This is a genomic window from Sulfurivermis sp., assembly GCF_059410345.1.
This window is the reverse complement of record NZ_JBLJDO010000019.1, coordinates 1-22252: the sequence shown is the minus strand read 5'-3', so window position 1 is coordinate 22252 and position 22252 is coordinate 1. Positions and strand designations below refer to the sequence as shown.

General features: G+C 64.7%; 13 protein-coding genes. 5 read left to right on the top strand and 8 right to left on the bottom strand.

What is annotated here, in order from left to right:
- Positions 1 to 71: 71 nt before the first annotated feature.
- Both ACMV8A_RS12760 and glgC read right to left on the bottom strand, forming a co-directional pair.
- Positions 72 to 1772 (bottom strand): glycoside hydrolase family 57 protein, encoded by a 1701-nt coding sequence (locus tag ACMV8A_RS12760; protein ID WP_495326243.1) that lies wholly within the window; start codon positions 1770 to 1772, stop codon positions 72 to 74.
- Positions 1762 to 3030 carry a glucose-1-phosphate adenylyltransferase gene (gene glgC, locus ACMV8A_RS12755; protein WP_495326242.1) on the bottom strand — a complete coding sequence of 423 codons (1269 nt, stop codon included), beginning with the start codon at positions 3028 to 3030 and terminating at the stop codon, positions 1762 to 1764. The genes ACMV8A_RS12760 and glgC overlap by 11 nt, the downstream gene beginning before the upstream one ends.
- Before the next feature lie 237 nt (positions 3031 to 3267).
- On the opposite strand from glgC, the gene glgB reads away from it, so the two are divergent.
- The 3 genes from glgB (at position 3268) to ACMV8A_RS12740 (ending at position 11166) form a co-directional block, all read left to right on the top strand.
- Positions 3268 to 5442, top strand: a complete 2175-nt coding sequence (gene glgB / locus ACMV8A_RS12750; protein WP_495326241.1) for a 1,4-alpha-glucan branching protein GlgB — start codon at positions 3268 to 3270, stop codon at positions 5440 to 5442.
- A gap of 87 nt (positions 5443 to 5529) precedes the next feature.
- A complete protein-coding gene (locus ACMV8A_RS12745; protein ID WP_495326239.1) occupies positions 5530 to 10554 on the top strand; it encodes a tetratricopeptide repeat protein in 5025 nt (1674 codons plus the stop codon).
- Between the two features lie 54 nt (positions 10555 to 10608).
- The gene (locus ACMV8A_RS12740; protein ID WP_495326238.1) at positions 10609 to 11166 is read left to right on the top strand and encodes a tol-pal system YbgF family protein; all 558 of its coding nucleotides are present in this window, start codon (positions 10609 to 10611) and stop codon (positions 11164 to 11166) included.
- A 290-nt stretch (positions 11167 to 11456) separates the two neighbouring features.
- Here ACMV8A_RS12740 and ACMV8A_RS12735 read toward each other — a convergent pair whose 3' ends face one another.
- Entirely contained in the window at positions 11457 to 16898 is a 5442-nt protein-coding gene (locus ACMV8A_RS12735) for an IPT/TIG domain-containing protein (protein ID WP_495326237.1), read from the bottom strand.
- Between the two features lie 557 nt (positions 16899 to 17455).
- Here ACMV8A_RS12735 and ACMV8A_RS12730 point away from each other — a divergent pair.
- Positions 17456 to 18013 (top strand): phage tail protein, encoded by a 558-nt coding sequence (locus ACMV8A_RS12730; RefSeq protein ID WP_495326236.1) that lies wholly within the window; start codon positions 17456 to 17458, stop codon positions 18011 to 18013.
- Positions 18014 to 18068: 55 nt separating this feature from the next.
- Positions 18069 to 18389 carry a DUF6916 family protein gene (locus ACMV8A_RS12725; protein WP_495326235.1) on the top strand — a complete coding sequence of 107 codons (321 nt, stop codon included), beginning with the start codon at positions 18069 to 18071 and terminating at the stop codon, positions 18387 to 18389.
- Between the two features lie 21 nt (positions 18390 to 18410).
- Here ACMV8A_RS12725 and ACMV8A_RS12720 read toward each other — a convergent pair whose 3' ends face one another.
- The 5 genes from ACMV8A_RS12720 to ACMV8A_RS12700 all read right to left on the bottom strand — a co-directional run.
- Positions 18411 to 18917, bottom strand: coding sequence for a GNAT family N-acetyltransferase (locus ACMV8A_RS12720; protein ID WP_495326234.1), 507 nt, complete (start codon positions 18915 to 18917; stop codon positions 18411 to 18413).
- 8 nt (positions 18918 to 18925) lie between these two features.
- On the bottom strand, positions 18926 to 20026 hold the full coding sequence (locus ACMV8A_RS12715; RefSeq protein ID WP_495326232.1) for an SAM-dependent methyltransferase: 1101 nt from the start codon (positions 20024 to 20026) through the stop codon (positions 18926 to 18928).
- A 181-nt stretch (positions 20027 to 20207) separates the two neighbouring features.
- Positions 20208 to 20411 carry a transcription antiterminator/RNA stability regulator CspE gene (gene cspE / locus ACMV8A_RS12710; RefSeq protein WP_495326231.1) on the bottom strand — a complete coding sequence of 68 codons (204 nt, stop codon included), beginning with the start codon at positions 20409 to 20411 and terminating at the stop codon, positions 20208 to 20210.
- A gap of 227 nt (positions 20412 to 20638) precedes the next feature.
- Positions 20639 to 20998 (bottom strand): hypothetical protein, encoded by a 360-nt coding sequence (locus ACMV8A_RS12705; RefSeq protein ID WP_495326230.1) that lies wholly within the window; start codon positions 20996 to 20998, stop codon positions 20639 to 20641.
- A 48-nt stretch (positions 20999 to 21046) separates the two neighbouring features.
- On the bottom strand, positions 21047 to 22252 hold a 1206-nt coding region (locus ACMV8A_RS12700), incomplete at its 5' end, for a DUF58 domain-containing protein (protein ID WP_495326229.1).

Here is a 22252-nt window from a genome sequence, read left to right as displayed (position 1 = left end):
CTCCGCCACGATTGGGGCGCGTACCCGCTGATCGCGGCAGAGCTGCTTGCCTATGGCGGTAAACAGATTCGTTAAGCGCCTTCCTGGCCGCGGCGCATCACGCCGCCCATTTGCGGCGTGCCACCACCGTGGAACAACACATGGGTGATGCTTTCCGGCGGCTCCTCGCCGATAAGCCGGTAGAGCTTGGCCAGCTGGATGCGGAACAGGCGTTCGAAGTCGCGCACCGAATCGGCCGGATTGTAGTCGCCGAACCACCAGAACCAGTCGGAACCTTCGCAGACGCCAAGCTGCAATTCCGCCTCGCGCAGACGCTCGCCGCTCAGGCGCCCGTCCGCCACGGCGGCATCGAAGGCGCGCTTGGCATCACCCAGCAGATCCCAGGCGTGGTTTTTGTCGACCTCGCCGATCCAGGTGGAAAAGGTGCCGTATACCCAACTGCCCGCAACCAAGGACGGCAGTGACGCCGGCTCCAGGCCGGCATCGATGCAGTCGCTGAAGGTGGTGAGTTCGAGGGTGGGGTGCTGTGCCAGACGGCGGTACAGCGCCGAGAGGAAGTGGAAACCGTTCTCCGGGTAATACTCCCAGGCATTTTCGCCATCCATGATGATGGACACTACGCGGTTGTCCTCATCGGCGCAGGCCACGGCGATATTTTCCAGATGGTGGATCAGGTTGCCGACGGCATCGTCGGCATGCCAGTTGGCGTAGGTGAAACCGATCAGGTCGGACAAGCCATCATCGCGGAAGAAGCAGTGCAGGTTGGCCGCATCCACCTTGTAGGGGCGGTGGATGCACTGGGTGCGCGGCAGGGCGGAGCGGTTCAGGCTGTTGCGCAGCACGCTCTCACCGCTGGCCGCCCAGGCGAAGCCCTCCTCCGCCAGCAGGCGCACGGTGGCCGTGCTGACGCTGCCCTCGGACGGCCAGCAGCCGCGCGGCTTCATGCCGAAGTGCTGTTCAAATACGCGAATGCCTTCGCGCACATGCCAGCGCGCACGCACCTCACCGGCGGGATACTGGCTCAGCAGCGGCAGGCGCACCTCGGGCATCGCATCGCGCGCCGATTCGATATCCAGCAGCAGCGGCAGGATGGGGTGTGCATAGGGCGTCACCGACAGTTCGATGCGCCCCTCCTGCGCCAGGCGCCGGTAACGCGGCACGATGCTGTCCAGCAGTTCGCCGATCAGTTCCAGCAGCAGGCGGCGATCGGCCTGGCTGTAACCGGACTTGCGCTCCATCAGCTGCTGCACGCGGCTGTCGTTGCGACGCACGGTTTCACCGATCCAGGCCAGGTGATACCACATCAGCAGATCGGTCAGATACTGCTCATCCAGGTAGGTGGTCATGCGCGGCGTCGCTTCCATGCAGCGGGCCAGGTCGGCCAGCAGGCGGAACTGTGGATAGCGATCAATGAGACGGATTTCGTTGGCGCGCAAGCAGTTCTTGATCAGCCGCAGGCGCTGCTCCGCATCGGACGGTTGCGCCGGTGCCACCAGCGCGGCCAGCAGCGGGTCGCGCAGCGGCGTGCCCTGGCGCAGGTAATCGCGCACCATCAGCGCATAATCATCGAGCTGCTCCAGCAGGGTGGGGGCAAAATTGACCACCGCCCGCGCCCCCGGCACAGCCTCGATGATCGCCGCCATGTCGACATAGTCCTTGATGGCATGCAGGTAGGTCCAGGGCAGCTGGTACTGGCCGCTTTCCAGATCGAAATACTGTGGCTGGTGCATGTGCCAGCACAGCACCACCTTGAGGCGGGGCTTATCGGACATGGTGGATTTCTTGTCCCAGCATTTCCGGGCAGACCAGCACCACGCCGCCTTCGCTGACGTGGAAGCGCTTGGCATCCTGTTCCAGGTTCTCGCCGATGATGGTGCCGTCGGGGATGATGCAGCCCTTGTCGATCACGGCCTTGGTGATGCGGCAGCGCTCGCCGATGGTGACATCGGGCAGGATCACCGAGTCCTCCACCTTGCTGTAGGAATTGACCCGCACGTTGGAGAACAACAGCGAGTGGCGCACCGCGCCGCCAGAGATGATGCAGCCGCCGGATACCATGGAGTCCACCGCCTTGCCGCGGCGATCGTCGTCGTCGAACACGAACTTGGCCGGCGGCAGCTGCTCCTGGTAGGTCCAGATGGGCCATTCGTTGTCGTACATGTTCAGCTCCGGCGTCACGCCGATGAGCTCCATGTTGGCGGACCAGTAGGAGTCGACGGTCCCCACGTCGCGCCAATAGGCCTGGCTGCCGGTGATCGGATCGCGGAACGGATAGGCGAACACGCGGTACTTGTGGATCACGCTGGGGATGATGTTCTTGCCGAAATCGCGATCGGAACCGACGCTCTCGGCATCGCGCACCAACTGTTCGAACAGAAACTTGGTATTGAACACATAGATGCCCATGGAGGCCAGCGCCTCATTGGGCCGGCCGGGAATGGGGTCCGGCTGCGGCGGCTTCTCGGTAAAGCCCGTGACACGCCACTCACCATCCACCGCCATCACGCCGAAGGCCTTGGCGGTCTCCAGCGGCACCTCGAAACAGCCGATGGTCAGGTCGGCCTCATGCTCCACGTGATAGGCCAGCATCGGGCCGTAATCCATTTTGTAGATATGATCGCCGGCGAGGATCAGCACATATTCCGGATTATGGGCACGGATGATGTCCAGATTCTGGAACACGGCGTCGGCGGTGCCGGCATACCAGCTGCCACCGGTACGCTGCTGCGCCGGCAGCAACTCGACGAACTCGCCCAGCTCGGTGCGCTGAAAGCTCCAGCCGCGTTGCAGGTGGCGGATCATGGAGTGTGCCTTGTACTGGGTGATGACGCCGATGCGGCGAATGCCCGAGTTGAAACAGTTGGACAGCGGGAAATCGATGATGCGGAACTTGCCGCCGAACGGCACCGCCGGCTTGGCGCGCCATTGCGTCAGCCCCTTGAGACGGGTACCGCTGCCGCCGGCCAGGATCAGCGCCAGGGTGTCACGGGTAAGACGGCTGACGAAACGCGGAGTACGGAACTCGGGCATGAGGCCTCCTTGAAGTCGTTATAGTAATAGTTATGCGCAACCATGCCGTTGTCACGAACACGCATGGTAATGGGGCATGCGAAGCGGGAAAAACGGCAGGATTTGTAACTTCATACCCGATTGCCGCACTGGCCGCAAGAGCGAAGCCCAATCACACAATAAATCGATACCACAGGCCTGTTGCTGTGATATTAATTAGCGTCTGAATCTTTACTGCTGGAAACACTGAAATCAGTCATGAGCGAACTGCCCGACGCCCACCGCCGCATACTCGAAGCGCGCCACCACGATCCCTTCAATGTCCTCGGGCGACATCAGGACGGCGATATCACCGTCATCCGCGCCCTGCTTCCCGGCACCGCAGAGGCCGCCGTGGAGGGCAATGACGGCCCGCTGCCCATGAGGCGGCTGCATAACAGCGACCTGTTCGAATGGCGCGGCGACGGCAGCCTGGTTCCCCTGCGCTACCGCCTGCTGTGGCGCGACGGCAACGGCCACGACCATGCCACCCATGATCCCTACTGTTTCCCTGCGCAATTAGGGGACTTCGATCTCTACCTGTTCGGCGAAGGCCGCCACCACCACGCCTACCGCTTCCTCGGCGCCCATCCGCGCTGCATCGACGGCATCGACGGCGTGCAATTCGCCGTGTGGGCGCCCAACGCCGAGCGCGTCAGCGTGGTAGGCGACTTCAACCGCTGGGACGGCCGCTGCCACCCCATGCGCACCCGCGGCGGCGGTGGTGTGTGGGAACTGTTCATCCCCGGCCTGCAGCCGGGCACGCTGTACAAGTTCGAGCTGCGCCACCGCGACAGCGGCGCAGTGGTGGTGAAGACCGACCCCTACGGCCGCCGCTTCGAGCTGCGCCCGGCCACTGCCGCGGTGGTCGACGCCGAGAGCCGCTACCCCTGGCAGGACGGCGACTGGCTGCGCAACCGTGGCAACCGCGACTGGCTGCACACCCCGATGACCATCTACGAGGTACACCTGGGTTCCTGGCAAAAGGACGAAAAGTGCCACTTCCTCGGCTACCGCGAACTGGCCCAGCGCCTGGTGGACTACGTCAAACCCATGGGCTTCACCCACATCGAGCTGCTGCCCATCACCGAACACCCGCTGGACGGTTCCTGGGGCTACCAGAGCACCGGCTACTACGCCGCCACCAGCCGCTTCGGCCACCCGGACGACCTGCGTTATCTCATCGATCTGTGCCACCAGAACGGCATTGGCGTAATCCTCGACTGGGTGCCGGCCCACTTCCCACGCGACGCCTTCGCCCTGGCGCGCTTCGACGGCAGCCCGCTGTACGAACACGAAGACCCGCGCCGCGGCGAACACCGCGACTGGGGCACACTGATCTTCAACTACGGCCGCAACGAGGTGAAAAACTTCCTCATCTCCAGCGCCGTGTACTGGATGCAGGAATTCCACATCGACGCCCTGCGCGTCGACGCCGTGGCCTCCATGCTCTATCTGGACTACTCGCGCCAACCCGGCGACTGGCTGCCCAATGTCTACGGCGGACGCGAAAATCTGGAGGCCATCGCCTTCATGCAGGAACTGAACAGCGTGGTGCACGAGCAGTTCCCCGGCGCCCTCACCATGGCCGAGGAGTCCACCGCCTGGCCGATGGTGTCGCGCCCCGTTTCCATGGGCGGCCTGGGCTTTTCGCTGAAGTGGAACATGGGCTGGATGAACGACACCCTGAGCTACATGCACAAGGAGCCGGTACACCGTGCCTACCACCACGACATGCTCACCTTCGGCCTGCTCTACGCCTTCAGCGAGAACTTCATCCTGCCCTTCTCCCACGACGAGGTGGTGCACGGCAAGCGCTCCATGCTGGACAAGATGCCGGGCGACGACTGGCAGCGTTTTGCCAACCTGCGCCTGCTCTACACCTACATGTACACCATGCCGGGCAAGAAGCTGCTGTTCATGGGCAACGAGTTCGGCCAGGGCAAGGAATGGGATGACGACCAGCCGCTGGACTGGTATCTGCTGGAGCGGCCGCAACACCAGGGTGTGCACCGCCTGGTCACCGACCTCAACCGCCTGTACCGCGAGCAGCGCGCCCTGCACTACTACGACTTCGAGGGTCAGGGTTTCGAGTGGATCGACTGCCACGACGACCGCGCCTCCCTGCTCAGTTACGTGCGTCGCGCCGGCGAGGAACTGGTAGTGGTGGCGCTCAACTTCACCCCGGTACCGCACCAGCATTTCCGTCTCGGCGTACCGCGCCCGGGCAGCTACGAGGTGGTGTTCAATTCCGATTCCAGCTATTACGGCGGCGGCAATATCGGCAGCGCCGACCCACTGCACAGCGAGACCATTCCGCACATGGGCCGGCAATGGTCGGTGCAATTGCCGCTACCGCCCCTGGCCGGTGTCGTACTAAGATTGAAGCCCTGAGCCTTTCCGGGTCTTTCGCGCAGGGAAGCGCAGAACGATAAGTGTTCCTCCTCCGCCGGGGGGACCGCAGCCAGCGGAACGACAACCATGCACCATCAAGCCAGCCGTCTGCGCCGCGCCCTGCTCGGCGTCATGTTCCCCTCCCTGCTCGTTCTGGGCAGCGCCCACGCCAGCGTCAGCCTCGATACCCAGATCATCTCCGACGAAAAGGAGCGCCTGATCGGCTATGTCACCGCCATCACCGCCGGCGACGACGGCACCTTCCATACCGCCGACAGCCGCGACGGCCTGCTGGTGCGCTTCGGTGCCACCGAACGCAGCGCCCTGCCCCTGGCCGGCAAGGAGCGGGTGTTCTCCTCCAGTCGTGTGCGCGGCCTGGTGCGCCTCGGCCCGGACCGTTTCGCCGTGGCCAACGAGGGCGACGGCAAGGTGGCCATCATCGACGCCCAGGGCACGGTGCTGAGCCGCTTCGGCGACGGCGGCAGCGACGAGGGCCGCCTCAACAGCCCGGCCGGCCTGGCCTGGTCACAGAACCGCCGCCTCTACGTGGCCGACAAGCACAACAACCGCATCAGCGTGTTCGGCCCCGATGGCGTCTACATCCGTACCCTGGGTGGTCAGGACGGCGCCAGACTGGACACCCCCGAGCAGGTCTACGTCGACCACCGGGAGCGGGTCTATGTATTCGAGCGCCGCAACCGCGGCACCCTCAGCGTATTCAGCCACGACGGCGCCCTGCTGCACCGCACCGATGCCGCCACCCTGGGCAAGGCCGCCAAGGCCACCCTGCGCCTGACCACCCTGGCCATCGACCCCGCCACCGCCCTGGTCTACCTGGGCGACAGCGAGAACGGCCGCATCTACCTGTACGACTGGGAAAGCGGCCACCTCGAGGCCGGCTTCGGCACCAAGGGCCGCCAGCGCGGCCAGTTCAGCGACATCTCCGCCCTGGAACTGCTGACCGACGGCCGCCTGGCGGTGGCCGACAACGACAACAAGAAGATCGAGATCTACCGCCTGCCGCCCAACGAGCGCCCGGCCCTGCCGCGCCTGCACCTGCCCACCGTCGCCCAGGCCGGCGGCCGCGCGCTGGAATGCGACCTCGCCTACCAGACGGCGGCCGGGCACTGGTGCCTGAGCCGCCGTGGCGGCGGCACCCTGAGCGATGCGGACGGCGTGACCCGACTCACCCTGCAGGACAAGCTGGACAGGCCGCTGGCCGCCGCCTTCGGCAGCGAGCGCATCGCCCTCATCGACGACACCCGGCTCAAGATATTTGCCGCCGACGGCACCCTGCTATTCTCCTCCGGCGACAACCGCGCCACCGGCAACGACCCCTTCGGCGCCGGTGGCAACCAGTTCGACGCCTCCACCGATGGCAAATTCGACCGTCCCGCCGACGTCTACCTGCGCGGCGAGCGCATCCACGTCATCGACAGCGCCAACCGCCGCCTGCAAATCTTCACCCAGGACGGCCTCTACCTGGACAAGATCGACAACCCCAAATCGCGCCCCTGGCTGTTCGAGGAACCGGTGACGGTGGCGGTGGATAGCCGCGGCCAGATCTACATCGGCGACCGCAAGCTCAAGCAGGTGCTGATCTTCGACCGCCACAAGCAGCCGCTCGGCGCACTCGACGGCGGAGAGCTGCCGGGCGAGAAATTCAGCGACATCTTCGACCTGGAGATCGACGCCGACGACAATCTGTACGTGCTGTGCGCCACGCCGAAGAACCGCGCCACGGTGCAGGTGTTCCGCAACCGCCAGCACGTATTCAGCTTCGGCGCCCGCTCCGCCGATGCCGGCGGCTTCGCCACCCCGGTCAACCTCACCCTGCCGCCCAGCGCCCAGCGCGTGGTGGCGCTGTACGACCGCGAACGCAAGCAATTGCTCGACTACCACTACCTGCAGGTTCCCGCCGCGGTGGCCGACATCGCCGTCAGCGGCGGTACCCGCCACACCGAGCTGCGCTGGGGCGCGCTGCGCAGCAGCTACGTCACCGCCTACCGCATCTACGGCGCCACCGAGGCCGCCGGCCCCTACCGGCTGCGACTGGAGGTGCCGGAGGCGCGCGCGCGCCTGGAGCACAACGGTCATCCACACAGCCTGTACTACCGCATCGCCGCGGTGAGCGGCTTTGGCGTCGAAGGTCCCGCCTCGGAGCCGGTGCTCGACCTGTTCCAGGCCGGTTACGGCCACTACCAGGCCGGCGCCTGGGCACAGGCGGAGGCGGCCCTGCGCCGCCAGTACGAGGAGCACGCGGGCCACGCGGAGACCAACAAATACCTCGGTCTGACCCTGATGGAACAACAGCAGTACACCGCCGCGCGCCAACACTTCGAGGCCCTGCTCAAACAGCCCGGCCACGAGGCCGAGGGGGCGCGTCTGCTGGTCGCCGCCTGGCGCGCCGCCGGCGACGAGGTGGCCGCCAAGGGCGTGGTGGAGCGCGCCCTGTCCGGCGGCACCGCCACGCAGGAACTGCGCCTGCTGTGCGGCGAGCTGAGCCTGGCGCTCAATGACGCCATCGGCGCGGTGCAGTGCCTGGAGGATGCCCTCAAGGCCGACGGCGATGACGTCAACGCCCATCTGATGATGGCCGATGCCTACATCCGTCTCGGCATCATGGAACAGGGCCAGGCCGAGTTGACCCTGGCGCGCGAACTGGCGCCGGAAAACCCGCAGGTGTGGCGCCGCAGTGCCCAGATCCAGCAGCGCCTCGGCGCCCACGAGGCGGCCATCGAGCTCTACGGCAAGACCCTGGAACTGGCGCCGGACGACCTGGACAGCCGCCTGGCGCTGGCGCGCAGCCACCGCGCCCTGGGCCAGCATGATCAGGTGCGCAACATCGCCCTCACCCTCACCGCCCACAGCGCCACCGAGGGCGACGGCCACTACCTGCTCGGCGTGATCGCGCTGGAGCAGCAGAAATACGGCGAGGCCCTGCTGGCCCTCACCAAGGCCACGCGCAGTGCCCCCCATCACGCCGCCGCCTGGCTGGCCCTGGCCGATGCCTACGGCGCGATGAAACAGGAACAGAACATCCCGGCGGCCCTGCAAAAGGCCATGGAGGCCGATGCCACCTCCTTCGACGCCGCCTGGCGCCTGGGCCACTACCAGCATCAGCACGGCCAGTATGCCGCCGCCGCTGCGCCGCTGGCGCGGGCGGTGGCGCTCAAGCCCGACGACTACGATGCCCACTACCTGCTGGCCGACGTGCTGCTGCGCCAGGGTGAGCTGAAGGACGCCTTCCAGCACGCCACGGATGCGGCGCGACTGGCGCCCGCCCGGGTCGAGCCGCTGGCCCTGCTCGGCGCCATCTCCGCGCGCCAGGGCAAGAACGGCGCCGCCATCAACTACCTCAAGCAGGCCCAGGCCAAACAGCCCAACGACATGGCCCTGTTGCTGCAACTGGGCGCGCTGTACGTGGACAACAACATGTTCGATCAGGCGCGCGCGACGCTGGAACAGGCTGCGCTGGTGGACGCCACCCGCGCCGAGCCGCACGCCCTGCTCGGCCGGCTGTACCTCAAGCGGCGCCTGTTCGACGAGGCCATCACGGCGCTGGACAAGGCGGTCGGCATCAACCCCTCGGAAGACCACCGCCTGCTGCTCGATGGCGCCTACGCCGAAAAGAACAAGGCGCTGGAGTTCAAGTCCAACGCGCCGCAGATCGTGCTCAAGGACCTGCAACTGCAGCCGGTGTTCACCGCCGCCTACAAGCAGTACGCCAACGAGCCCATCGGCACCGTCCGCATCCACAACACCAGCGGCATCGACTACGGCAACCTCAAGCTCACCTTCGACATCAAAGGCTACATGGATTTCCCCACGGCGAAGGAGATCGCCGAGTTGAAGGCCAACAGCATCGTCGACCTGCCGCTGCACGCCGCCTTCAACAACCGCGTGCTGGAGATCGACGAAGACACCGGCGTGCAGGTGGAAGTGGCGCTGCGCTTCGTGCGCGACGGCCGCGACGACGCCATCACCCTCACCCAGCCGATGACGCTGTACGGCAAGAATGCCATCCTGTGGTCACGCAGCCACATGGCCGGCGCCTTCGTCACCCCGCGCGACGACACCCTGCGCGACTTCGTGCGCCAGGCCATCAACGAAAACCGTCCGGCCCCGGGTCCGCTCAACGCCCACCTGGTCACGGCGATGACCCTGTTCGACGTGTTCTCCGCCCACGGCATCAAATACGTCGCCGACCCCAACACGCCCTACGCCAAGCTGGCGGCGGATCAGGTGGACTACGTGCAGTTCGCGCGCGAGACGCTCCGGCTCAAGAGCGGCGACTGTGATGACCTGTCGGTACTGCTCGCCGCTGCGCTGGAAAACCTCGGCATCGAAACCGCGCTGCTCGACGTGCCCGGCCACCTGCTGCTGATGTTCAACACCGGCCTGCCGGCGCAGGACGCCGGCCTCATCAGCCTGCAGGACGATCTGCTCGCCATCCGTGGCGGCCAGGTATGGATCCCCGTCGAGGCCACCATGATCGCCACCTCCTTCGCCGAGGCCTGGACCGAAGGCGCGCGCAAATACCGCGACAACCTCGCCGCCGGCAAGCTGAAGGTGATCCCGCTGCACCAGGCCTGGGAGGAGTACGTGCCGGTGACGCTCAAGCAGGCCGACTACCGCATCGCCGTGCCGGCGCAGGAACGTGTGGCGCCGCTGGTGCAGCGCGAATACAACCTGCTGCTGGAAAAGAGCCTGGATCGTCTGGTGCGCCCCTACCGCGCCATGCTGGCGGCCAATCCCGCCAACGAGTCGGCGCTGACGCAGATCGCCATCATCTACGCCCGCAACGGCCTCTACGACAAGGCGTTCCAGACCTTCGACGAGTTGCTGCACAGGAATCCCGACAGCAGCGCGGCCTATAACAACCGCGGCAACATCTACTTCGGTCGCGGTGAGTTCGACCGCGCCCTGCAAAGCTACGGTCAGGCCGAACTCATCGACGGCAGCGACGCCGGCATCAAGGTCAATCTGGCCATGACGCATTACAAGCTCGGCCGCCTCGACGGCGCCAAGGAAAAATTTGCCGAGGCCGTGGCGCTGAACAGTGAAATGAAGAACCGCTACGGCGATTTCGCGCGCCTGCTGGCGAACTGATTACGGCCACTGGCCGGAGCAACAACAAAACAGTCATCAACGGGGAGCGTAACCATGAAAAGACTCATCACCATCGTGCTGCTGTCCGCCCTGAGCGCCGGCGCCATCGCGGCCGAATCCGCCAAGCCCGCCGCCGCCGCCGCCGCCGACAACAAGGCCCAGGCCGACGGCCGCTTCAAGGGCGCCGTATTCGACGCCCTGCGCAACCTCAGCGCCATGCTGCCCAAGCAGAACAACCGCAACGCCGACCCGCGCCAGAGCGCCACCATGGGTATCCGCGGCAGCGAAACCACCGCCAGCCTGATCAATCCCTACTGGAAGGATGACAAGGCCGATGACCCCGCCTTCCAGGCCGAGGTGCACGACTACAGCGCGGCCCAGCAACTGCTCGAGGATGGTCAGCTGAAGGAAGCGGAAGCCGCCTTCACCCGCTTCATCCAGGCCCACCCAGCCAGCGATCTGCTGCCCAACGCCCGCTTCGGCCGCGGCCTCGCCTTCGCCGCCCAGGGCGACAAGAAGCGCGGCAGCGAAGCGATGGCGGCCTTCGCCAAGGACTACCCGCAACATCCCCTCGCCGCCGACGCGCAGAAGGTCGCCGCCGAGTTGAAATAAGTCCACGCCTGCGCAGGAAGCCGCTCCTGATGCGACCGAATCGCCGGGAGCGATTCGTCGCTTCAGCCCTGCAGAGGTGAGGCGCAGAATGCGCCGGGCGAACAGCGCCTGCCATCGGCACTGTTCGCCGAAAGGCCCGGCTCCTACTGGTCACCCGGACAAGGCTGCATTACACCTGCCCCCCCAGTCGCACCAATTTTCCAGGCACCAAACAAGAACCCCGCCGAAGCGGGGATTCTTTTGTCCAACCACCGAAGCGGCCCGGCAGGAATGGAGGGGCCTGGCCCGCCTCAATCGCCCCGCAACGGTTTGGAGAGGCGGACAAAAATCGCCTGGCTGTTTTCATGATCGTTGGAATGCACAAACTGCAGATCGAGATCGATGTTCAGTCCGCTGCGCAACGTCAAGCTGCTACCCACGCCGATCAGCATCGAGTTGGCATTGACCGTCGGCACAGCCAACGTATAGCGCGAACCGATCATGTCGGCATAGGCGATGGATACCTGGCCGCTCCCCACAACGTGATGCTGGTATTCGACGCGCGCCCGCGGCTGGAGCAGACCCGCATCGATTTCCCGCTGGAACCCCGCACGCAGACCCAGCGATACCTGCTGCGACGTGGAATTCTGGCTTGCGTAGTTCAATGCGGCCACACCAGCACCGCTCTCGGTCACCGCATCCAGTCGGTCAAGCGAAAAATCGTAGCGCGCGTAGGGCGAGATGATCGAGTGCTCGTCACGATACTCATAACCCGCGGCCAGCGAGCCAAACAGCTGGCTGCCGGAACGACTGGCGCGCGCAAATTCACCAACCGAAGTCACGTAGCGACTGGTATTCATGGTCAAGACGCCATAGCCGAGCACGGCATCAATGAACGTGGCGTCGGCGGGCTGGTAACTGGCGTAGACGGCGACGCTGAATCCGTCCGTTGAGCTGCCGCTTCCGTCATTCCCGATAGTGCTGTCGTCGTAGGCGTAACCCACGCCGACGCCCATCATCAAATAATCACCATAGCGGCGATCCGCGCCCAGCGTTACGCCATCGGTGGTGTAGTCAATAGTGGAAGTGCCATCCTGCGTCTTCTTCGTGCCTATCCGTACGCTGCCGGCACCCCATATATCGACTCCGCCACTATCGTCCGCGGCTCCGCTCCCGTCGCCAACCAGCGCCGCCATGTTTAGATTGACGGCCGAACTGGCCAGCATGGATGTGATCGAACTGGCCAGCAGTGCCGGCAACCGCCCCGAACTGCCGCCGGAGGTTGCCACCGCCGGATCGTCATGATGTCCGACACTGTCCGGTCGCCCGTTGCGACCCGCGACCATGGCTCCCGCGAAGCTCTCACTGTCCGTGCTCATGGACGGCGTGCCCGCCAAACCGGCCGTTGCTGCGGTTCCGGATCGCGGAGACCGGTGGAGTTGTTCCATGCGTTGCTGGAAGTTGAAAATCTGCGCCCGCGAGAAGCGCCGCGCCGTTTCCATCTGGCTGGTGACCAAGCCAATCACCTTGGTGTCGGAGGTTGGGTCGGGACGCGTACCGGCAAAGCTCACCGTTACCACAGCGGGTGCGGAGGTCAGACTGCCGTTGACCGACACATAGGAGAATGTGTCGTCGCCGAAGTAGTCAGCGGATGGCGTGTAGGTAACCTGGGTGCCGCTTACCGATGTACTGCCATGGCGCGGTGCAACTACCACAGTCACTCCGCTACCCGTGATGTACGGCGCAAGGTCGAGCACTGACGCCGTATTGAGCTGGAACTGCATGGCCGTGTCGCTCGCCGTCGGCACAGTGCTGGGCGTAACGGCATTGCTGGCCGCCGACGCCGCACTCGTCCCCGCCAGATTGGTCGCCGTCACCGTGAAGGTGTAGGTAACGCCATTGGTCAGGCCGGTGACGGCAATGCTGCAGGCGGCCGGACCCGCGCAGGTGCCGGTAAATCCGCCAGGACTGGAGGTGGCGGTATAGGTGGTGACGGGAGAGCCGCCGTCATTGGCAGGCGCGGTGAAGGTCACCGTGGCCTGGGTATCACCCGCCATGGCGGTGGCCGCCGTCGGCGCGTCGGGCACGGTGGCCGCCGGTGTCACCGAATTGCTCGCTGCCGAGGCGGCACTGGTACCGATGACATTCGTCGCCGTGACGGTAAAAGTATAGGCAGTGCCATTGTTCAACCCGGTAACGGTGATGACGCAGGCCGCCGGACCGGCGCAGGCGCCGGTGTGACCGCCGGGGCTGGAGGTGGCGGTATAAGTGGTAATGGGGGAACCGCCATTGCTGGCCGGGGCGGTGAAACTGATCGTGGCCTGCGCGTTTCCGCCGCTGGCGCTGACACCCGTCGGCGCGCCAGGCGCGGCGAGATAGGTATACAGACCGCTGCCCGTACCGCTGCCGCCGGGCGCGGTGACCACTACATCCTGCGCGCCCGCCGTTCCGGCTGGAGCGGTGGCGGTGATGGTGGTCGCGTTGACGACCGTGACGCCAGTGGCTGCCGCGCCACCGATGGTCACCGCCGTCGCGCCGGTGAAACTGGTGCCGGTGATGGTGACGCTGGTGCCGCCCGTGGCCGGGCCGCTGTTGGGGTTGATCGCCGTTACCGTGGGGGCGGCGACATAGGTATACAGGCCGGAACCCGTGCCACTTCCGCCCGGCGTAGTCACGACCACGTCCCGCGCGCCCGCCGTGCCGGCCGGTGTGGTGGCGGTAATCGTGGTGGGATCGACAACGGTAACGCCAGTGGCCGCCGCGCCACCGATGGTGACCGCCGTCGCGCCGGTGAAGTTGGTGCCGGTGATGGTAACGGACGTGCCGCCCGCCGCCGGACCGCTGTCGGGACTGATCCCAGTGACGGTGGGCGCAGCGAAATAGGTGTACAGACTGGTCCCCGTGCCGCTGCCACCGGGCGTGGTGACGACCACGTCCTGGGCGCCAACAGTACCCGCCGGGGTGGTGGCGGTAATGGTGGTGGAATTAACCACGATGATGCTGCTGGCGGCGGCGCCGCCGATGGTGACCGCCGTCGCACCGATGAGGTTGGTGCCGGTAATGGTGACAGCGGTGCCTCCAGCCGTGGGGCCGGCGGTGGGACTGATGGCTGTCACGGTCGGCGCGGCAAGATAGGTGAAGAGACCGGCGCCGGTACCGCTGCCGCCTGGGGTGGTGACAACCACATCCCGCGCACCCACCGTGCCTGCCGGCGTGGTGGCCGTAATCGTCGTGGCGTTCAACACGGTCACGTCACTGGCCGCTGCGCCGCCGATGGTGACCGCTGTTGCACCGAGGAAGTTGGTGCCGGTGATGGTCACCGCAGTGCCGCCGACTGCCGGGCCGCTGCTGGGACTGATCGCCATCACCGTGGGCGCGGGGATATAGGTGTACAGCCCACTGCCGGTTCCACTACCGCCGGGCGTGGTGACGACCACATCCCGCGCACCGGCCGTGCCGGCCGGTGTGGTGGCGGTAATCGTGGTGGGATCGACAACGGTAACGCCAGTGGCCGCCGCGCCACCGATGGTCACCGCCGTCGCGCCGGTGAAGTTGGTGCCGGTGATGGTAACGGACGTGCCGCCCGCCGCCGGACCGCTGTCGGGACTGATCGCAGTGACGGTGGGTGCAGCGAAATAGGTGTACAGGCCGACACCGGTACCGCTGCCGTTGGGGGTGGTTACCACCACGTCTTTCGCACCTGCGGTCCCTGCCGGCGTAGTGGCGGTGATAGTGGTCGCGTTCGCCACCGTGATGCCGGTGGCGGCAGCACCGCCGATGGTCACCGATGTCGCACCGGTGAAGTTGGTGCCGGTAATGGTGACGGATGTGCCACCCGCCGTCGGGCCGCCCGTCGGGCTGATTCCGGTGACCGTGGGTTCCGCTAAATAGGTGAAGGCATCCGACGCGCTAGTGGCACTGGTACCGCCGACGGTCGTTACAGTGATATCGACAACACCGGCGGCCCCGGCCGGAGAAGTGGCCGTGATCTGTGTGGCTGAATCAACCGTGTAGGATGCGGCAGGGTTGGCACCGAACATGACCGCCGTCGCGCCGGTGAAGCTGGTTCCGGTAATGGTTACTGCCGTGCCGCCCGTGGTCGGCCCGCTGGTCGGCGACACGGCAGTCACCGTAGGTGCGGCGACATAGGTATACAGGCCGGTGCCGGTACCCGTACCGCCGGGGGTGGTGACAACCACGTCACGCGCACCTGCCGTACCCGCCGGTGCGGTGGCGGTGATGGTGGTGGAGTTGACGACGATGACGCTGCCGGCAGCCGCGCCGCCGATGGTCACCGCGGTGGCACCGGTGAAATTGGTGCCCGTGATTGTTACCGAGGTGCCGCCTGCCGTGGGTCCGGCGCTGGGACTGATGCCAGTCACGGTCGGCGCGGCGATGTAGGTATACAGGCCGCTGCCGGTACCGCTGCCTTGAGGAGTGGTGACAATCACGTCCCGCGCACCGGGGGTACCTGCCGGCGTAGTGGCGGTGATGGTGGTCGCATTCACTACGGTGATACTGGTGGCGGCTGCGCCGCCGATGGTCACCGCGGTCGCGCCGGTGAAGTTGGTACCGGTAATGGTGACGCCGGTGCCGCCCGCCGCCGGGCCGCTGGTCGGACTGATAGCGGTTACGGTAGGAGCGACCCCTTGGGCATTGGCGACTGAAAAGCTGTCCCAGGTCAAATTGCCGGTGGATTCGGCAGACGTGACCGTAAAACTGAACCCGCTAATGGCGGTAAAGGCTGAAAAATTGGCCCCTGCCAAAGCCTCTGTGGAACTAACGACACCCGTCGTCGCCACCGTGCCGCCGGCCAGTTTGTAACCGGTGAATTGCACCGTCATCGCGGCGCCTACGCCGAAATAGGGCATGGCCACCGCGGTCAGGTCAAAACTGCCGACGGTGGTGCCGTCTGCGCTCACGGTGAATGTCGCCGCGGCTCCAGGATTACCTTCGTCATAGAAATACAGGCCAAGCGGGTCATCGGTAAAAATGGTTGTCGCCGGCGTGTTCTTGGTGAGCGTGAAACCCGGGATGAAGCTGCCGGGCAAGGTTGCCGGCGTCACATCCTGCAAACCATTCGGCAGGTCCAGCAAATGGCCATAGCGCGACGCCGCCTGGGCACTAATCACCCCTGTCACAGCGATGTTTCCAGTCCGCTTTTCCAAGCGCCAGTTTCCACCCAATGCCGCTGAACCGGTGGCATCGGTGGAGGCCGCGACGGGGGCACCGGCAAGCTCGCCGATACGTTCAACGAATCGCTCTCCGCCCGGCCCCTGCGCCACATTGCATCCGTACAGTAGGATAGCGCCGTGAGATGCCAGCGCGCCGCCCCAGCCGCGCAGCGCCGATCGGTAACTGTCGACATTGGCATCGGTCAGCGCGGACGCGCCCAGCAACAGCGCGCCGGGAGCGCCGTGGGAAACGATCTGGATGCTGTCGAGATTACGGAAGTCCTGCAAAGCGGCGTTGATTTGCTCAACACCATCGGCATCGCTGCGCAACCTGATGACCTTTACATCATCGGTCATGCCGGAGAGCAGCACCTGCCCATCCGCCACGCCCGCATCGATGAACAGGACATGAGCATGGGGAGCCGGGTTCGCATCGTGACCACCCACATCTCCGCCACCTTGATTTGCGGCATAAGACGATGGCACCGCAAGGAAACTCAGGAGAAAAATGAAAGCAGACACCTGCAGCGATACTATTTTGCGCAACACCGACCAACAGCGATCATCCTTGCGGGTCATTTTCCTTTCTCCCTTCAGCATCCAATGCAGGCAATACGGCAATCCCGCCGAAACGGCGCAGCCGCTTGTTCAAATGGCTTCAGTTATCGCGTTCTCACAGACAAGACATGCAGCCCATGCGTCTGATACGGGTGTCGATACAAGATGAAATACATGATCGAATTGCTCCCTTTCATATCATCACCCTTGTGAAAAAAGGCGACGGGTTCCATTCATATCCATGAGACATCGCATGGATGCCGGTCATCGACTTGCCCCTGCGGGCCGTGCCATTGCTTCCCAGGATCATGTATAGGGAGGCCCGGCTGCGTGCAGCTGGGTGAAGCCTGAAGGATAAATATTGCTTCGTCAACATGCCCTGGCCATCGCGGCAGGCGAGCAGCGCCTATACCGTCCTGAAGGAGAGACCGGCACCCCTATCATTTCTGCAACCACACGCTACACTCGCCCTGACGATGCATCACAGCCAGCTGCGTATCCGGGGCGGTGGCTCGTCACCGGCAGTCAGCCTCACGAAGAGGCGAACTTAGGAATCTACTCAAACGGAAAGGAAAAACATGGATACTTACATCGGTTTTATCACGCCATTCCCCTGGGATTGGGCGCCTCAAAACTGGACTCTGTGCAATGGGTCGCAGATGCAAATTCAGCAATACAACGCTCTATACGCCCTGCTCGGCACCAACTTCGGCGGCAACGGAACAACCACCTTTGGCCTGCCCGACCTGCGCGGACGGCAGATAATCGGCATGGGCCAGGGACCAGACCTCAGCAACAGGATGGTGGGCCAATCGTTTGGCGCGGAGTCCGCAACACTGACCGCGGGCAACCTGCCGCCACATAACCACACACTGACCGCCAGCAACACCGACTCCGCCAATCTGACCCAGACGCCGGCCCCAGGCTGGACATTGGGTGCTGCCGCATCGGTAACTACGGCACGTCCAACCGTTACCACGCCGGTGCAGATGTACGGCTCGCCCAACCCCGCCAATCCGGTGCCCAGTGCGCCGACATCCGTTGCCGGCAGCGGCACCCCGGTGGCTACCATGCCGCCGGCCCTGTGCCTCAATTTCTGCATCGCCCTGATGGGCATATTCCCCAGCCGCAACTGACGAGCGCAAGCCGCCCTGCGCGCCTTCGGGCGTGCAGGGCACAGGAGATCGATTCATGAAGCTCGAAACGCTTACCAGCGCGCCGTTTACCGCGCGCGTCGGTACCCATGTGACTGTTGAGGCGGCCGAGGCGGATCTGGCGCTGGAGGTGATCGGCGTTAGGGAAAACCCTTTGGCCGCCGGCCCCAATTCCCGGCGCACTCCTTTCAACGTAACACTGCGGGGGCCCGACTCCCCCTGCCTTACCGACGGCTGCTATCACCTGCGCACGGACGGCGCCGAGGGCTGGCGCCTGGAAAACTGCTATTTGAATCGCATCATCCCGCCCGCCAGCTCCGGCGGCACGGGGGTCTTTTATCAGGTGATATTCGGTTAGGAGGGAAACCGGCCATGCACCTTATCCGCCCCCGCCGTGCCTCCCGGGTACCGGCGGATACCAGACCATGTGCTCGTAGGGTATCTGCGCCTCTTCCACCACGAAACCCAGCCCCCCATACAACTGTTTGGCGGGGAGGTGATCGAAGCGCACACTGAGCACCACCGGCGCCATCACCTTGCCGGCCACCCGCTGTACCGCCTGCAATATCTCGCTGCCGTAGCCCTTGCCACGCGCAGCGGGAATCAGGGCGATATCCACCACCCGGATCTCGTTCTGACCGAAATCCAGCACCACGCGGCCGATGCGCTCGTTGTGGTGCTCCACCACGAAATACATGGCATTGGGGAACATATCGCCATAGCCCTGGGTTTGTGCCTGGCGCTGGGCATCAATGAGCGACTCGATGAAATCCTCCTCCGCGTCGAGCAGGCGCAAGTCGTCACGGGTGGTTCGATACAGGCCCTCGTTGAACACATTGTCCGCCGCACTCATCGGCCGCAGACTCAAGCCGCTCAAAAATTTCACACTCCCTATCAACATGCCTTGCTCCCTGCCGTTTTCCGTACATCGGTTGTACATGGGCCACCGCAGCCCCACACGCCGTACTCCAGTCCGGGGCAGGACCCGAGTTTGTAGTGGAATTGCAAAGTTTCTCCACCTTCGAACGATCGCCTGCCGCCCAACGGTTGGGGGACGGTCAGGCTGCAATCATAATCCTGCAACAAGTGTTTCCCGTACACCGCAATTCGGGTCAGACAATAGGGCCGGTATCTGCTCTCCACCTGGTCGGGGATTTTCACCAGGGCGGCAGCCAGGCGGTCGCCGTCGACGTCCCGCCAGCTGCGGATGGCGGCAGCATCCAGCTCGAATATCTTCCCCAGATAAACCCTGTCCCGCTCCGGTGTCGGAATTTCGCCGGGGTGATCCGGGGGCACCAAGACGTGCTCTCTATCCTGATTCAGCAGGCAGACCTCCACGCTGACCGACCGGGGCACCATCTGCGCTTCCGGAGCCTGGGCCAGCAGATGCCGGGCGATGGAGACTTGGGGCTCGTTGCGCAGGCAAACGGCCATGGTTTCGCTGACGATGACGTCCGGTTTCCCGTCTGGCGGGATTTTGTATCGGGTCGCATCGGCACAGACACCGCCGGCCACATGGCCGGTGAGGCCGAGCGTATCGATGAGCGCCAGGGCACTGTCGAGGCACTCCTGGTGTATGTCCAGCAGCGTAAACATGACTTGCTCACGGGGAAACACCGTCATCAGCGGAACGGCCAGCAGGGCATACGGACCGCACCCCGCATACAAGACACGGACGGCCCGGTCCGGGCGCAGCGCATCATCTATCGCCTCGGCCAGCCCGCGGATGAAGGCCAACGTCCTGAATGGCTCGCGCAAGCACATGGCGGCGAGAGTCGGGGAAATGGCCAGCCCACAGTCAAGCCGGGTCTCCCCCGCCCCGATATCGCGGCCGTGATCAACGCGAAAATGTGCGAGTTCTTCGAAAAGGTTGCGCAAGGACTGCGCCTGGGGAATCAGATCCGGCAATCCTCCTTCCGGTGCGAGGATTGCGCGGCTTATCGCTGTCAGTTCGTCCAGAACGCGGATCATCATCCCTTCCACCCTGAAGGCCATGAAGCGGTACCTTTCCCTTGCCAGTATATCGTCGGCAGCGCACCGCTGCCCCGGCAGCATGCCGTGCAAGAACCGGCAGATGGCTTAGGCAAGGTCTGAATAAGTCCATCTTGGACTTCTCAGCCCACCAAAAAGAAACCCCGCCGAAGCGGGGTTTCTTTTTGCATCATCGGAGAACGGCTTAGCCGGCAGCGATGTTGCTCGCCTGCAGACCCTTCGGGCCCTTGGTCACGTCGAAGCTGACCTTCTGGCCTTCGGCCAGGGTCTTGAAGCCGCTGCCCTGGATGGCGGAGAAGTGCGCGAACACGTCGGCGCTGCCGTCATCGGGAGTAATGAAACCGAAGCCCTTGGACTCGTTGAACCACTTTACAGTACCTGTAGCCATGCTGAATTACCTTTGAATAACAATTAATGGAGAGTGTGCGTACAGGTAATGAACTGGAGTATTCGAGAAGTAACCAAGCGGGAACCACTTATAACTGCCAATAACAAATCTGACGCGGAAGCCACTGTATGCCTCTTCGGGTCAAATAGCTACAACTAATTGCATCTCACCCGTATTAAGCTTCTCCCATAGCTGAAGACGCCAACCACCCAAGGTGGCACAACACTTCAATCACGATGCACCGTCACGCTGTCGGCGCCGTCGACCAGTCGGACGCTGATGAGATTCTCGCCGGGATAGAGCGGCACCGTCGCCTGGAAGGCGGCAATGCAGGCGAGGATACAGACAACGTTCGAGGTCGCCACACCCGAAGCGCCGCCGTTGTACCAGTAGATGGATTCACTGGGGTAGGAGCCGTTGCGCATCGCGGCATTGCCCGTCACCAGGATGCTGTCGCCGGTGGTGTGCGTCCCCTCGGCCGGCGTGTCGATGCGCACCCAGGCCAGGGTTTCACGCTCCACGTCATCGCTGCATCCACCCAGCAGTCCCAGCAACAGCAACCCCACCACACAGCGGAGTCCCCACATGGCGACGACCTCCAAGCAACGCGTTATCCGGACACTCCAATTGTACTGCTACAACGTACCACTCCGCTTGATGGCGAAATACTGATTCACCAGCGCCACCGGCAGTTGCGCCGGACGCAGGTCGAGCAGGCGGGCACCATGGTAGGACAGACGGTCATGGCTTTGGCGGCGGCGCGCCAGATAGTCCTCGGTGGCGTGGAATTGCAGGGCCTGATCCAGCGTACCGACGCCGGCGGCGATGATATCATCCAGCAGCGATTCGCGCAGATCGGCCACCAGCACCAGGTGGCGGGTACGCAACAGCTTCACCGCCGCCTCCAGATCGGCCTGGTCCTCATCGCGGGTGTTGGTGATCAGCACCACCAGGGCGCGGCGGCGCTGGCGGGCGAGCAGTTCGCTGGCGGCGGCGCGGTAGTCGGCGGCCTCGGTGCTGGACTGCACATCGTAGGTGGCATTGAGCAGGCCGTTGACCACGTGCTGGCCCTTGCGCGGGGCGAACCAGCGGCGCACGCCGCCGAAGGTCATGAAACCGACGGCATCGCCCTGGCGCAGCGAGACGTAGGACAGCAGCAGCACGGCGTTGAGCGCCTCGTCGAGGTGGACGCGACCGGCATCGGCGTGGCGCATGCGGCGGCCGCAATCGACCATGAACAGGATCTGCTGATCGCGTTCATCCTGATATTCGCGCGAGATCAGCTTGCGGTAGCGCGAGGTGGCCTTCCAGTCGATCTGGCGCAGGGTGTCGCCGACGCGGTATTCGCGCAGCTGGTGGAAATCGCTGCCCTCGCCGCGACGCTGGCGGCGGCGCACGCCCATCTGGCTCAGGCGATTGTCGGTGGCGAGTAGGGTGTAATGGGCGATCTCGGCAAAGTTGGGATAGACACGCAACTGTTGCACGCTGCCGTCGTCGCGCCGCTCGCGCCACAGGCCCCAGGGGGATTGGATGAGGAACTCGGTGCCGATGGCATGGAAGGCGCCGCGGGTGGGCGGGCGCAACTGATAACGCATTTCGGCCCACTGCCCCGGCGCCAGGGTCAGGCTGGCCGGTTGGCCGCGCACCTCGAACTCCACCGGGTGCAGGTCGTGCACCTCGCAGCGCAGCGGCAGACTGTCGTCGTTGCGCAGCTCCAGCGTCACCGTGGACCAGGCCCCCACCGGCAGGTTTTTGTTCAGCCGCCGCGTGACCTGCGGCGCCGGCCGGCGCCGCTGGCGCAGCGCATCGGCCAGCGCCGCAGCGCCGAGCAGCACGCCGCC

What these genes read in the sequence shown, in the direction of transcription:
- glgB (WP_495326241.1), top strand. Translation starts at nt 3,268, where the DNA reads ATGAGCGAACTGCCCGACGCCCACCGCCGCATACTCGAAGCGCGCCAC.
- cspE (WP_495326231.1), bottom strand. Translation starts at nt 20,411, where the DNA reads ATGGCTACAGGTACTGTAAAGTGGTTCAACGAGTCCAAGGGCTTCGGT.
- ACMV8A_RS12725 (WP_495326235.1), top strand. Translation starts at nt 18,069, where the DNA reads ATGAAGCTCGAAACGCTTACCAGCGCGCCGTTTACCGCGCGCGTCGGT.
- ACMV8A_RS12705 (WP_495326230.1), bottom strand. Translation starts at nt 20,998, where the DNA reads ATGTGGGGACTCCGCTGTGTGGTGGGGTTGCTGTTGCTGGGACTGCTG.
- ACMV8A_RS12760 (WP_495326243.1), bottom strand. Translation starts at nt 1,772, where the DNA reads ATGTCCGATAAGCCCCGCCTCAAGGTGGTGCTGTGCTGGCACATGCAC.
- ACMV8A_RS12740 (WP_495326238.1), top strand. Translation starts at nt 10,609, where the DNA reads ATGAAAAGACTCATCACCATCGTGCTGCTGTCCGCCCTGAGCGCCGGC.
- ACMV8A_RS12745 (WP_495326239.1), top strand. Translation starts at nt 5,530, where the DNA reads ATGCACCATCAAGCCAGCCGTCTGCGCCGCGCCCTGCTCGGCGTCATG.
- ACMV8A_RS12730 (WP_495326236.1), top strand. Translation starts at nt 17,456, where the DNA reads ATGGATACTTACATCGGTTTTATCACGCCATTCCCCTGGGATTGGGCG.
- ACMV8A_RS12715 (WP_495326232.1), bottom strand. Translation starts at nt 20,026, where the DNA reads ATGGCCTTCAGGGTGGAAGGGATGATGATCCGCGTTCTGGACGAACTG.
- ACMV8A_RS12735 (WP_495326237.1), bottom strand. Translation starts at nt 16,898, where the DNA reads ATGACCCGCAAGGATGATCGCTGTTGGTCGGTGTTGCGCAAAATAGTA.
- glgC (WP_495326242.1), bottom strand. Translation starts at nt 3,030, where the DNA reads ATGCCCGAGTTCCGTACTCCGCGTTTCGTCAGCCGTCTTACCCGTGAC.